The 14,033-nt window shown below is 49.3% G+C and carries 11 protein-coding genes; 10 read left to right on the top strand and 1 reads right to left on the bottom strand.

Features of this window, described 5'->3' with window-relative positions; translation table 11 throughout:
* Nucleotides 1–172 precede the first annotated feature (172 nt).
* From zwf to NYE70_RS12690, 3 genes are all read left to right on the top strand, one after another.
* Nucleotides 173–1,720, top strand: a complete 1,548-nt coding sequence (zwf, locus tag NYE70_RS12700; RefSeq protein ID WP_211025688.1) for a glucose-6-phosphate dehydrogenase — start codon at nucleotides 173–175, stop codon at nucleotides 1,718–1,720.
* Nucleotides 1,721–1,890: 170 nt separating this feature from the next.
* Complete coding sequence (locus NYE70_RS12695) at nucleotides 1,891–3,339, top strand: DUF5050 domain-containing protein (RefSeq protein ID WP_341046232.1); 1,449 nt, start codon at nucleotides 1,891–1,893, stop codon at nucleotides 3,337–3,339.
* Between the two features lie 153 nt (nucleotides 3,340–3,492).
* A complete protein-coding gene (locus NYE70_RS12690) occupies nucleotides 3,493–5,076 on the top strand; it encodes a peptide chain release factor 3 (RefSeq protein WP_213655893.1) in 1,584 nt (527 codons plus the stop codon).
* Nucleotides 5,077–5,161: 85 nt separating this feature from the next.
* Here the strand turns inward: NYE70_RS12690 and sspI are convergent, their stop codons facing one another.
* Nucleotides 5,162–5,395: a small acid-soluble spore protein SspI gene (sspI, locus tag NYE70_RS12685; protein ID WP_211025694.1), complete on the bottom strand. Its 234-nt coding sequence runs from the start codon at nucleotides 5,393–5,395 to the stop codon at nucleotides 5,162–5,164.
* A gap of 126 nt (nucleotides 5,396–5,521) precedes the next feature.
* Between sspI and NYE70_RS12680 the strand changes: the two genes are divergently transcribed.
* The 7 genes from NYE70_RS12680 to NYE70_RS12650 all read left to right on the top strand — a co-directional run bounded on the left by NYE70_RS12680 (nucleotide 5,522) and on the right by NYE70_RS12650 (nucleotide 14,032).
* Entirely contained in the window at nucleotides 5,522–6,196 is a 675-nt protein-coding gene (locus NYE70_RS12680) for a potassium channel family protein (RefSeq protein WP_211025696.1), read from the top strand.
* Between the two features lie 36 nt (nucleotides 6,197–6,232).
* Complete coding sequence (locus NYE70_RS12675) at nucleotides 6,233–7,033, top strand: TrmH family RNA methyltransferase (protein ID WP_290406617.1); 801 nt, start codon at nucleotides 6,233–6,235, stop codon at nucleotides 7,031–7,033.
* 417 nt (nucleotides 7,034–7,450) lie between these two features.
* Complete coding sequence (locus tag NYE70_RS12670; protein ID WP_341046231.1) at nucleotides 7,451–8,509, top strand: Gfo/Idh/MocA family protein; 1,059 nt, start codon at nucleotides 7,451–7,453, stop codon at nucleotides 8,507–8,509.
* Between the two features lie 5 nt (nucleotides 8,510–8,514).
* The gene (locus NYE70_RS12665; RefSeq protein ID WP_341046229.1) at nucleotides 8,515–8,637 is read left to right on the top strand and encodes a hypothetical protein; all 123 of its coding nucleotides are present in this window, start codon (nucleotides 8,515–8,517) and stop codon (nucleotides 8,635–8,637) included.
* Nucleotides 8,638–9,137: 500 nt separating this feature from the next.
* Nucleotides 9,138–10,412, top strand: coding sequence for a MerR family transcriptional regulator (locus NYE70_RS12660; RefSeq protein WP_341046228.1), 1,275 nt, complete (start codon nucleotides 9,138–9,140; stop codon nucleotides 10,410–10,412).
* Between the two features lie 144 nt (nucleotides 10,413–10,556).
* Nucleotides 10,557–12,368, top strand: a complete 1,812-nt coding sequence (locus NYE70_RS12655; RefSeq protein WP_290406614.1) for an FAD-dependent oxidoreductase — start codon at nucleotides 10,557–10,559, stop codon at nucleotides 12,366–12,368.
* Nucleotides 12,369–12,493: 125 nt separating this feature from the next.
* Nucleotides 12,494–14,032 (top strand): spore germination protein, encoded by a 1,539-nt coding sequence (locus tag NYE70_RS12650; protein WP_290406613.1) that lies wholly within the window; start codon nucleotides 12,494–12,496, stop codon nucleotides 14,030–14,032.
* The last annotated feature ends 1 nt before the right edge of the window (nucleotide 14,033 follow it).

Raw genomic sequence — 14,033 nt, 5'->3', positions numbered from 1 at the left:
AAATATTAGATGAATTTTCTGAAATACCGTCATTTTTTGATATGAATATGATGGCATCCTTTATGTGAATATGCTAAAATTACATCACATCCAGTGATGCCGTGTAAATTCATATCATTGGTGGGTAATTGAATAAATATTCACTATATTACATAGAAAGAAATGAGGAGCCATGGCTGATATTCAAAATCTAGAATCACTGCAGACACCAGGAGCGGTATTTTTTATTTTTGGGGCAACCGGAGATTTGGCACGCCGCAAGCTCTTTCCCGCTATATATTCACTCTATCGCGAAGGAAAGCTGGCTGAGGACTTCGCCGTAATCGGCGTGGCGCGCCGTCCGCGTTCGCAGGAGGAATTCCGGGATGACGTTCATCGCTCTATTCAGGAATTTTGCCGTTATAAAGTGGAGGATGAATCGAAGTGGACGCAGTTTGCTGAGCATTTTTCCTACAAATCTCTGGACATCAATAACATCGACGGATATCACGAGCTTCGCGAACTGACCGAATCCGTGGAATCCCGTTTCAGCATTCCGGGTAACCGGTTGTTCTACCTGGCGCTTGCGCCGGAGCTGTTCGGCAGCGTATCCTTCAACCTGCAGAAGGGCGGCATGCTTAGCAGCGGCGGCTGGCACCGGCTGGTCATCGAGAAGCCGTTCGGCTACGATCTGCTCTCCGCACAGAAGCTGAACGAAGAACTGAATCAGGTATTCAAAGAAGAAGAAATTTACCGGATCGACCACTATCTCGGCAAAGAGATGGTTCAAAATATTGAAGTAATCCGTTTTGCCAATGCGTTCTTTGAGCCGCTTTGGAACAACAAGCATATCGCAAATATTCAAATCACGCTTAGCGAAACCGTGGGCGTAGAAGAACGCGGCGGATATTACGATCATTCGGGAGCTCTGCGCGACATGGGCCAGAACCATATGCTGCAGATGCTGACCATGATTGCGATGGAGCCGCCTAGCCGTTTGTACCCGGAAGATATCCGGGACGAGAAGGTGAAGGTTCTCCGTTCATTGCGTCCGTACGCTTCCCCTGTGGAAGTGAAAGAGAGCGTCATTCGCGGTCAATATACGGAAGGCGAAAGCAAAGGCAAGAAGCTTCCAGGATACCGCCAGGAAGATAAGGTGGACCCGAACTCCAACACGGAAACTTACTTTGCGGCGAAGGTATTCGTTGACAATTTCCGCTGGGCCGGCGTACCGTTCTATATCCGTACAGGCAAACGCCTTCCGGTTAAGACAACTGAAGTTGTCGTAGAGTTCAAGCAAATGCCGACGAACGTATATCTGGGTCAGAAGCATAACCTGGAGCCGAACCTGCTTGTTATTCGCGTAAACCCTATGGAAGGGATCTATATCAAGATCAACGCGAAGAAGCCAGGCTCCGATTCCAAGATCGAACCGCTGGCGATGGAATTCTGCCAAAGCTGCCAGGTCGGGATCAACTCGCCGGAAGCCTATGAGCGTCTGATCCTTGATGCGGCGCACGGGGATTCCACCTACTTTACCCGCTGGGACGAAGTGGCTACCGCCTGGGCGTTCATCGACCGGATCGCATCGGCATGGGCGCAAAATCCGGGAGATATCAGTTCTTATCCTGCCGGTTCCTGGGGTCCGCAAGAAGCCCATGAACTGCTCGCCAAGGATGGATTCCACTGGTGGCCGGTCAATGGCCAGGAAGAAGATAATGTCGTTTGGGTAACGCCGTAACCTGAACCAAATAAATTGATGTGAGACTACAAACCGCCTTCGGAGAACCCGAGGGCGGTTTTTTTTGCGTTGTTTTACAATTTGAGTAGGTAGGCTTTTTCCATATCTTGTATTCCGAAATTATCAAGCGGATGGTAGGATATGGTATATAAAGTACGAGGAGTGAATTTATGAAACAAATTGGAGTAAAGGTCATAGCATTCTTTTTGGGCATAGTCATGTTATTCCCAACGATCGTTTCTGCAGGTACCTCAACACCGGGGTTGCCGCTACGGATCGAAATCAATGGGGAAAAGGTTACGGAGTTCTCAAAAGAGCCGTTTTTTGATGAAAATGATGTCGTTTTCGTCCCGTTATCTTTTTTATCGGATTCCTTACATATGAGAGTTGAACAGAGCGGAAATGAGATATTTATAATTTATGACAGAAAGAAGCTTGAGTTTAAATCGGGAGAGACATTGTATCGGGTAAACGGAAAAGCCGGCCAGTTCAAGACCGCTTCCGTCGTCAAAGAGGAGACGTTATTCATACCGCTGCAGGGGATCTGCGAGGCCTTTGGGATTACTTATAAATGGGACGGACTGGTCAATACCTCTTACCTTATATGGAATGGGGAACCGGATCCGGATGTTATACTCCCCATTCCAGCACCTGTATCCAGTGATGTGTCTCTACAGCAAGACCAGTTAAACGGGAATCTGGCTGATTTCGGACATGTTGCAAGTACGGACAAATATCATTTTTATGTCAAACAATCGATTAAGCAGGATGTGCTTTACAGATATGATCTAAAAACAAAGCAAACCAAACAGATTGCAAGTGGAGAAAGTATTTATAATCTGGTTCCATACGGGGAGTGGCTGTATTTCTTGGGAGATAATCCGGGTTCCGGCTCTCACGACGCATATTCCCTTTACAAAATTAAAATGGACGGTACGAAGAAATCAATCGTAGGGAAGAAAAATGATTTGGCGCGTGTGTTTGTCATCGATAAGGGCTGGATTTATTTTGGAAACTGGCAGGATCAACAACGTTTGTACAAAATGAAGCTGGATGGTTCGGGATTGAAGAAGCTCGGTGATGTTGAGGTAGGCAGGCTTCAAATTCGAGGGGATTGGCTGATCGCAGCGGACTGGAATGATGTTTACATCTATACGACGGCCGGGCAAAAGATTGCCGAGTTTTACTTGAGAGGCAGAAATATGACCGTTATCGGAGATAACTTGAGGATGAGCGGTTTCTCAGGAGAGATTACGACCATTCCGTTAAAAGCCGGTTCGCTTCTACAGGATACCCTGAAGATAAAAAGCGCTGACGTCCTTACTCAGGTAAATGAGATTGACATAGAGGTTATCAATTACAAAAATAATATTGCTTATATGTATTTCAGAGGGACCAGTCATATTTACAAAATGGCCTTGGATGACGAACCTAAGCCAGTTCCTTTTGTGACTATTCCGAAAAGCGGTTCCGTTCAGGAGATTCAGATTGCAGGAAATTACATGTACTATACGGTTATTTATACGAAAGATGGCCATCGAATCATCAAGCGGGAGCTGTACCGTGTTTCGCTGGTCGGCCAAGTGAAGCCGGAGAAGCTATATACCGTAAATCAGTAAAAGCGCCTAAATAAGAATGATAGGTGATTGTTCAGCGTTCATTTCAAAATTAGGCTTATAGAATTCAATTTCCAGCTTCCGTATCTGCGTAAGTCAAGCCAAAATATGTTACAATAACAGGTATGACTTTGTAGAAGCGAGAGGAAAGTGAGAATGAGCAACGCATTGGGACAACTGCTGCAGCAGGAAGTGGATAAGCGGAGAACGTTTGCGATCATCTCCCACCCGGATGCAGGGAAAACGACATTAACAGAAAAGCTGCTTTTGTTCGGGGGCGCCATCCGTTTAGCGGGATCGGTTAAAGCCCGGAAAGCCAGCAAGCACGCAACAAGCGACTGGATGGAAATTGAGAAGCAGCGGGGAATCTCCGTGACATCTTCCGTCATGCAGTTTGACTATAACGGCCATCGTATCAATATTTTGGATACGCCGGGCCACCAGGATTTCAGTGAGGACACCTACCGGACTTTGACGGCTGCGGACAGCGCCGTGATGCTGATTGACGTCGCCAAAGGCGTCGAAGCGCAGACGATTAAGCTGTTTCAGGTATGCGCCAAGCGGGGAATTCCGATTTTTACGTTTATCAACAAATTGGACCGCGAAGGACGCAGCCCGTTCGAATTGATGGAGGAAATCGAGCAAGTGCTCGGTATCCGTTCCGTTCCGATGAACTGGCCGATCGGCATGGGCCGGGAATTGTGCGGCGTTTATGACCGGATGAAGAATCAGGTGGAACTGTTCCAGGGCGACGACCATTCGAACATTCAAGTGAAGAAAGTGGATGGTTACGAGGATCCGGTCATTCGCGAAATGGCGGGCGACTACCTGCACGACCAGTTGTGCCAGGACTTGGAGCTGCTGGATGTAGCGGGCGATCCGTTTGATCTTGAAAAAGTGAAACGCGGGGAATTGACGCCGGTTTTCTTCGGCAGTGCGGTGAACAATTTCGGCGTACAGACATTCCTCGAGAACTTCCTTCAACTGGCACCGAAACCGGAGCCGCGCCGGAGCACTACGGGGGTCGTTGAACCGACGAACGAGAAATTCTCCGGCTACGTGTTCAAGATCCAGGCCAATATGAACCCGGCGCACCGGGACCGGATCGCATTCCTTCGGATCGTGTCCGGCAAGTTTGAGCGCGGAATGTCAGTTAAGCATGTTCGGGTGGGCAAGGAAATCAAGCTGTCCCAGCCGCAGCAATTCTTGGCTCAGGACCGGGACATTGTTACCGAGGCTTATCCGGGCGATATTATCGGCTTGTTCGACCCGGGAATTTTCCGGATCGGAGATTCGCTTAGTCAAGGCGGGGAAGTTACCTTTGATGAACTGCCAACCTTTTCGCCGGAAATCTTCGCAAAGGTTACGGTCAAGAATGCCCTCAAGCATAAGCAGTATCAAAAAGGGATCGACCAGTTGACCGAGGAAGGGACGATTCAGGTCTTCACCACGGTAGGCTTTGAAGATACGCTGCTGGGCGTTGTCGGACAATTGCAGTTTGAAGTGTTCGAATACCGGATGAAGGGCGAATACGGAGTCGATGTGATGCTTCAGCGGATGCCGTTCCAATTTGCCCGCTGGATTGTCGCGGACAAAGTCGATCCTTCGAAGTTCCGCATTAATTCCACTTTGGTAAAAGATAAAAAAGGCAACTATGTCGCCTTGTTCGAAAATGAATATGCGATGCGTACGGCGATGGAGAAAAATCCGGACGCACAGTTTTTGGAGACGGCTCCATAAGCCATCCAGGAAACCAGAGATTTTGATCTCATGAAAACAAGCCTTTCAGCGGAATGCTGAAGGCTTGTTTTTTTCGGGCAGGGTCTTATTTCAACGGCTTAAGATTACTGTGTTCCAGCTGGTCTTGCAGCACGGAAACCAACTCATCCTGTTTGGTGTGATCAATGTTCTTCCAGATCACCTCAAACACTACACCGAGACCGGGCAAAGCGGCTTCCTGTGCATCGATTGAGCCTTCGATCATGTCGCGCATTCCGCTTTCGCTTTTGCCGTGGATTTTATGCAGGACGGCTTCACGCAAACTCATGGTGATTGGCATTGGTAACCCTCCTTGAAATAGTGATCGCCCAAAACTTAACGTTCCCGGTCAAGGGGCCAAAAATTCAAGTTTGCATGACATTGTGATATACTATATCAATCCATAAGTCTCTAGGATGGTGAAGAAATGGCTCATACGGAGAAAAAACAATTTGCCGTAATCGGCATGGGACGGTTCGGTTTAAGTGTAGCTAAAGCGCTCAGCGGAATGGGGTTTGACGTACTCGCGATCGATGCGGACGAACAGCATACCCAGGCGGTGTCGAATATAGTGACTCATGCGGTATCGGCGGATTCCACCGATGAAGAAGCGCTTCGGGCGCTCGGAATCCGCAACTTCGATGTCGTGGTCGTGGCGATCGGGGAAGATATCCAGGCGAGCATTCTCACGACGCTTATTTTGAAAGATATGGGCGGCCCGCTGATTGTAGTCAAGGCTCAGAATGAGCTGCACGGGAAAGTGCTGCAAAAGATCGGCGCGGATAAAGTGATTTATCCGGAGCGGGACATGGGGCTGCGCGTAGCGCATCATCTGACCTCTCCGAATATTCTGGATTACATCGAATTGTCGGATGAATACAGCATTGTCGAGCTGCGGGCCACCAAGGCCATGCTCGGCCAAAACCTGAAGGAACTGAACGTACGCGCCAAATTCGGCTGCAACGTGATGGCGATCAAACGCGGATCGAAGATGAATATTTCTCCATCCTCCAGCGACCGCCTCTCAGAAGGCGATATCCTCGTCATTGTCGGCGAGAAGAATGACCTGACCAAGATGGAGCTGGCCTATTCGGAGGCTTGATCGAGGAAATGATTTTGGCAAAGGAATGAACCGGACATGCAAATATTGTCTCCGCAAAATCCGCGGGTAAAAGAATGGGCGGGACTGCTTGAGAAGAAGCAGCGCGATAAGCAGGGCAAGTTCCTCATCGAAGGCATCCATCTCGTCCAGGAGGCGCTGGAGGCGCGAGCGGATATCGAATGCGTCTGCTACGAGGCGGAGGCGGGAATTCCCGGCGAGTTAGCCGAGGCTGCATCCGCAGGCCTGGACGTGGAGTGGATCGCGGTGTCTGAAGCCGTGATCGGAAAATGCAGCGATACGAAGACGCCGCAGCCGGTGTTCGCCGTCGTCCGCAAAGCCGGCGGGGCCTTGCAGCCGCTGCTGGATACGGCAGGCGGCCTGGTTGTGGTGCTCGACGGCGTGCAGGATCCCGGCAACGTCGGCACCATTATCCGCACCGCCGACGCGGTCGGTGCGGACGGAGTTATTGTCGGCGCCGGATGCGCCGACATCTACGGGCCCAAGGTGCTGCGCGCCACCATGGGCTCGCTCTTTCACTTGCCGGTGGTACACGGCAAGCTGGACGAGCTGCTGCCGCAGGCCAAGGCTCGCGGCATCCGGCTCGCCGGCACCAGCCTGCAGGCAGCGGTGAACTGCTACGCGTACGATTTCACCGGGCCGGTATGGCTGATGTTCGGCAGCGAAGGAAGCGGCCTGAGTCCGGAAGTCCGCGACCTCATGGACGACGGCCTCATCATCCCGATGCGCGGCCGCGCCGAATCGCTGAACGTGGCGATGGCCGCTTCGGTGCTGCTGTACGAAGCGCTGCGGCAGCGGGAGTTCTCGACCGGCCGATAATGGCGGCCAACGATCCTAAACAATAATAAAGACTGGAGAGGTTCAGCAGCACTTTGCCGGAACCTTGCTCCAGTCTTTTTTTATCCGTCTTCAGTTAAACCCTCCTCCTTACTCCTTCGTCAATTGTATCTCCTCGTATTTTCTATCCGGCTTAAAGAGACTAATTTAATAGATTAATTGCGACTTTCCATGGCAAGCTAGCAAAGGGGATTTCGGCTTTACGAGCGTTTGTTGCCGGAATCGAAACAATAAGGCTTCAAATAAAAAGTAGTTTTTGTACAAAAAGAGTATGATTCCGCCATTTTCGTTTATTCTACCGGATTCTATACTGTATTTGTATTTGAGGTAAGATTTCCAGATGGATAATCGTGTTGAGCATGTTTAAGGCACAATTAAGTAGAGAGAAGGAGATTGACAATGGATCATCGGATATACAATGTTGCTATTATCGGCTACGGGGGCATGGGAAGCTATCACGTCAAGTTGATGGAATCCGAGCCTCAGGTTGCCGTTATCGGCGTATACGATATCGTGGAGTATCGGATGGACCTGGCTAAAGCCAGTGGTCATAAGACCTATCCAAGCCTGGAGGCCGTTCTGGCCGATGAATCCGTGGATGTGGTTCTGATCGCCACGCCTAATGACGTTCATAAAGAGATTGCGATTAAAGCGCTGCAGGCCGGTAAACATGTCATTTGCGAAAAGCCGGTTACGATAACCAGTTCCGATTTTATGGATATCGTCGAAGTAGCGAAACAGGAGAATCGCTTGTTTTCGGTGCATCAAAATCGCCGCTGGGATGAAGATTTTCGAATTGCCAAAGAGATCATCGACAAGAAGACCTTGGGGGAATTGTTCCATTTGGAATCACGGGTTCAGGGAGCCAACGGCATTCCCGGCGACTGGCGCCAGTTGAAGGATTACGGCGGAGGCATGCTGCTGGATTGGGGTGTGCATTTACTGGACCAACTGCTTCTGATTACGGACAGCCAAATCGAAAGCGTTGCTGCTACGTTAAGTTATATTTTGGGTACCGAAGTGGATGACGGCTTTACCAGCTACATTACGTTCAAGGATGGCTTGACGGCACTCATTGAAGTGGGGACGACCAACTACGTGAAGCTGCCGCGCTGGTATATCAAAGGGACGGAAGGTACCGCCGTAATCAGAGATTGGGATTTGAGCGGGGAGATCATCACGCGGAATCCGGATGTCGCCCACGTCGAGCCGAAACCGATTCAAGCCGGCCAGGGGTTGACCAAGACGATGGCGCCGCCGTCCGAAGAGTCCACGCTTAACCTTCCTATTGAGAAACCGGCCCCTGCAGTGCAAAGCTTCTATGCCAACTATGTTTCCGCCATTGAAGGAACAGCGGAGCCAGTGGTAAAGAACGAGGAAGTACATCGTGTACTGGTGCTGATTGAGACGATTTTTGAGGCGGCGGCAACCAAGAGCGTGATTCATAGAAGTATCTAATGTTCGTGATACAATGGAAAGTTGTAGCTGATGATGCAAGACCCGGTTCAAGAGAACCGGGTCTTGTTGCTTCAAGCAGGCTTAGAACGGACCCTTATGAGTCGGTCGGGACGATCGGATTGGCCTGAACAGAATTGAGCTGAATGGAGTTAAGTGAAGCCGAAACCCGACTAATCGTCCGTCGAAGGCTGGTTGAGCCAAGGGGAACCCATACTTAACGGACACCGCAGACCTTATTGAGGCGAAAATCATCTATAAAAAAACCTAACGGACGCCACAGCCCTTAAAATGTCCAAAAAGCCTTGATGAAGGACAATTTCCGGCGGTTAGCGTCTCCTGTGTCCGTTAGCTTCCCGGGATCCCCGATTCTGAGCAGATAAGGGCTTCTGTGTCCGTTAGAATTTGAATTTCCTCGCGTCATAAGAGAGGGAGCTCCCCTATCTAATTTTCATATACTCATAGCATTTCAGCAGGATTTATCGGGAGAGAGGGAGAATATAAACGAATATAAACACTATAGAAGTACTCTATTGCGATCCTCTGGTACAAACAGAGGTTTTTCTTTACTATAACTTGTGATTTTATTCACAACAATATCGACATCAACGGTCCTAAAGGAGCAGCAAACATGAAAATCGGTGAATTTGCCAAAAAAAACAATATTACGCAAGATACGATTCGCCATTATATCGATCTGGGGCTCCTTGTTGCGGAAAAGCAGGGCTCCCAGTATAGGTTTACGGAAGAGGATAGCGGAGATCTCGAAGAGATCGTGAAGCTGAAGCAGCTGGATTTTTCGCTGACAGAAATTCAGGAGATTCTGTGCTTTTACCGGCTCGAGGGAGAAAAGTCGAATGACTTTAGAAGTTTTTACTTATCCCAGTTGGAAAGAAAAAAGGAACAAGTCCGGCTCGAGCAATTAAAATTCCAAGAGATCGATGGACATCTAAAGAAACGGATCCATGAGCTGAAGATGGATAAAGCAAGCATACATAGAAAAATTGGATTTCCCATATCCTCTACACCGCTTTTGCAATGCCCTGAATGCAAATCAGCCTTGGACATTAACGGGGGCACGATTGAAAGAAACATGCTGATGGAAGCCGAATTTCAGTGTGAATGCGGATATATTTCATACATCGAGGATGGAATTTATGTAGATAAAGCGGCAGTCGGCAAAAAGAAGAAGATTCCGCCGAAACAAGATTTCCTGGAGGCTGCTTCACCCAAGTACATTAACTTTTTGTATAACGGAACGTCTACCTTAATCGATTACATTCAAAATCACGGAAGCCAATCTGGATATATTATGGAGCTGGACAATTGCGTCGGCCGGTTTTTAATGCAATACATTGAATTTTTGCCGAAAAGCTGTACTTACATTCTTATTTGTCATGACAAAGAGCGTATTAGTAATATGAAAAATAATATTGAGCTTCAGCAGGAGCATAACAACATTATCTTCTTCTGCTGCGAATTGGACCGATTGCCCTTTGCTCCTGCGTCGATCGATATCATCGTCGACCATTGGATGAGCAAAACCTATGCCAAAACCGCGGACAGGGATCTGATGGATATCGTCTCTCCGTTCCTGAAACAAGAGGGGCTGCTCGTGGGAGCCTATCCTCACTTGGGGCCGTATTGCAAGGATTATCTCCATGTTCCGCTTAAGCTCAGAGACCTTTTCAATTGGGACAAAATGCTGTGTAAATTGCAACAATTGAATTTTACGGAGCTGGATGTCTCGGAGTTGGGTCCGATCACTGAAGATAATCCGTATATCGACATTCAAGGTAAAGAACAATATCTGACTCTGTACGTAGGCAAGAAAAAAGTCAATTTTGATATGTTTTGTTCGGGTGTCCAACAGGGAGTCAAACTGAAGCATAATAGAATATCTTGAAATGTCGGGTTAACCCCAAATTTTCAATTTTTACGCGTTTATTCACGTGCATAATTTCACAAAGTCGTATTGACGTCGTCATAACCCCAGCATATAGAATCATGATTATATTCATGAGTTTTATAAATCAAGGGGGAACAGGACATGAAAATGAATGCGAAAAAGGTAGGCTTATTGCTGCTGGGGCTTCTAATGGTACTGAGCGTATTCGGCTGCTCCAAATCCGATACGGCCAAGAACTCGGGGGCGGAGGCGGCATCGGCTTCGGGCAAGTATAAACCGGGCACTTATACGGCAAAGGCTGCCGGTAACAATGGGGATGTTACGGTGGAGGTCGTGTTTGACGAGAACTCCATCATTTCCGTGACTGTGAAGGACAACAGCGAAACGGAAGGGCTTAGCGATAAAGCCCTGGAACGCATCCCGCAGCAGATTGTGGACGGGCAAACCTTGGCTGTGGACATGGTGTCCGGCGCATCCAATTCATCGAAGGCTATTTTGGCTGCGGTTGAAGACTGTGTCAAACAGGCCGGCGGAGATGTAGATGCCCTTAAGATTGCAGCCGTAACCGAGGATAAACCGCATCAGGAAAATGAGTTGACCACGGATGTTGTCGTCATCGGCGGTGGAGGGACAGGCTTGGCAGCCGCCGGGTCGGCTTTTGAGAACGGAGCGAAAGTCATCGTGCTCGAAAAAATGGGTACTTTGGGCGGATCTACGGCGTTATCCGGCGGAGCGATTGGGGCGACGGGCACGCGATTCCAGAAGGAGCAAGGCATTGAGGATTCGCCGGAATCATGGCTGAAGCTTTGGAAGGAACGCCAGAGTACAAGTAATCCGGACGGTAAATATCCGGATTACGACCGCGTGAGCAAATTTATGGACGATGCCGTGGATACGACCCATTGGCTGGTCGATTACATGAATCATAAGTACGTGAACGTGGCCGGCTTTGGCGTCGACCCTGTGGCTCGCCTGCATTTCCCTGAAAAGAGCGGTGCGACTATAATTGCGAATATGGAGAAAACGCTGAACGATAAAGGAATCGATATTTTAACAGAAACCAAGGCAACGGAATTATTGACCGATGACAAAGGCAATGTGGTAGGCGTCAAAGCTGAGAATGCCGAAGGAACGCTGACCGTTCATGCCAAGAAGGTCATCATCGCCACCGGCGGATTCGCCAGAAGCGAAGAGCTTATGAAGCGTTTCCTGCCGGAATTCGTGGAAGTGATGGACGTATCTGCGTCGGCGGCGGGCAGTACGGGCGACGGGATTGTGATGGCGGAAAAGTTAGGGGCAGCGCTCTATGAAGATCCGTGGATTATCGGCCTGGGCATAGCGGCTCGCGTTCCAGAATTGCGCGTCCTTGAATGGGATCCGACGAAGATGTATGTGAATGAACAAGGCGAGCGCTATATGAATGAAAACAGTCATTACGCCGTCGTGACGAACAAGGCTGCCGACAACGGGCAAGTTTGGGTGGTCATTGACTCAAGCGAAGCCAATGCTGATGTGATCAAATCGATTGAAGGACAGCTACCGAATGATGAAATCGCGGTCGGGAATACCGTTAAAGAACTGGCTGCCGCGATGCAAGTTCCGGAAGCGGCTCTTATAAAGACAATGGATACGTTCAATGAAGGCGTGGCTTCCGGCCAAGATTTATTCAAGAAAGACGCAAAAATGCTGGTATCCGTAAAAAAAGGGCCGTTTTACGCGTTCAAGTTCTATCCAAGAACCATGGGGACTTTCGGAGGCGTGAAGGTGGATGAGAATTATCGGGTTCTTAAAGAGGACGGCTCGGTGATCAATAATCTATACGCGGGCGGTGAAGCAGCGAACCGTTACCTGTATAACCAGGTTTATATGACCGGCAGCGCAGTTCAATATGCCTTAACTAGCGGTCGCCTAAGCGGAGAACATGCCGCTAAAGCAGCCATAGACGGGGAGTAACCCCCTGCAGGATCCCTCTAAAGCATGGAGCAAACGCTCCGTGCTTTTTTGAATTCCGAATAGTTTGATGGAAAAATAATCATACTTCAGATAATTAGTGTCGGCTGGAAAGGGGTTCCTGGGGATTGAACAGCAAGGCTCGCGAAGACGGTACTGGGCTTACCGGAAAACTGGAGGAAGATCTGGCCTTGTTCCAAGGGAAGATGGAACGGTGCTCGGATGTGGAATACCATAAATTTACGCTGCAGTCCGGTAAACAGGGCTATCTCATTTTTATTGCGGGCATGACGGATGATACGAGACTGCAGATGGAAGTTATTGATCCGTTAAGCCGGATGGAATCGGAGCAGGATTTATCGGGGACTCTGAAGACGGCCGGGAACGGGGGGAACGCCAAGGATTTGTCCGGAAGCTCGTCGGATGCCGGGCAGTTAAGGACAGAAATGGAATTGGAACAGGGACTTACCGCCTTATGCAAAGGGGATACGATAGCGATCCTGGACGGCTGCCGGAAGATCCTTCTCGTCAGCTTAAGCAAATGGGAGCAGCGATCTGTTGAGGAACCGGCTTCCGAACCGGTCATTCGCGGTGCACGGGACGGGTTTACGGAAAGTCTGCAAACGAATACGACTCTGATTCGCAGGCGGTTAGCTACCCCGGATCTAAAGGTGGAGTCAATTCAGGTAGGCACCTTGTCCAAAACGGATATGGAGCTGGTCTATCTGGATTCCGTAGTCATGCCGGGGTTAGTGGATGAAGTCAAACAACGGATTCAAAGAATTGTAATAGATACCGTATTGGAGAGCGGTTATATCGAAGAACTGATCTGCGACAACCCTTTCAGCGTGTTTCCGCAAGTCATCAATACGGAAAGGCCGGATCGTGCGGTCAGCGGCATCGTGGAAGGCAAAGTGGTCATCCTTGTAGATAATACTCCTTTTGTTTTGGTGGTACCTGGATTATTTGTTGAAACGCTGCAGGCTAGCGAAGATTATTATCAAAATTATATTTTTTCGACGATGACCCGTTTTCTGAGATTGGGCCTCGCGATCGGCGCGTTGGTGTTTCCATCCATTTACATTGCCTTAACGACCTTCCATCAGGAGATGATTCCGGCCAGCCTGTTGCTTAGCATCGCCGCCTCGCGGGAGGCGGTGCCTTTTCCGGCCCTTATCGAGGCGATATTGATGGAGGCCTCTTTCGAAGGATTACGGGAGGCCGGCATACGGCTGCCTCGGCCAGTGGGGCAAGCGGTGAGTATCGTAGGCGCCCTGGTGATCGGCCAGGCCGCCGTTCAGGCTGGCATTGTATCGGCAACGCTGGTCATCGTCGTTTCATTTACCGGAATCGCCTCGTTTATCTTCCCAATCTACAGCCAGGGATTGGCTTTTCGCGTTATGCGTTTTCCTATGATGCTGCTGGCGGGATCGTTGGGTCTATACGGTATATTCCTGGGGCTGCTTGTTCTTCTTATCCATCTGGTCAAGCTTCGTTCCTTCGGTGTCCCTTATTTGTCCCCCATCATTCCTCTGCAGGCCGCCGGATTAAAAGATGTATTCGTACGTTTTCCATGGTGGAGCATGAAGGAGCGACCTTTGCAGACCGGAAAGGCAAATCTTCGGCGGATGAAAGGAGGTTTAAGACCGCGCCCTCCTAAATCGTAAG

The sequence above is a fragment of the Paenibacillus sp. FSL R5-0407 genome, assembly GCF_038009185.1.
Taxonomy (GTDB): domain Bacteria; phylum Bacillota; class Bacilli; order Paenibacillales; family Paenibacillaceae; genus Fontibacillus; species Fontibacillus vini.
This window is presented reverse-complemented; position numbering and strand designations above follow the sequence as displayed.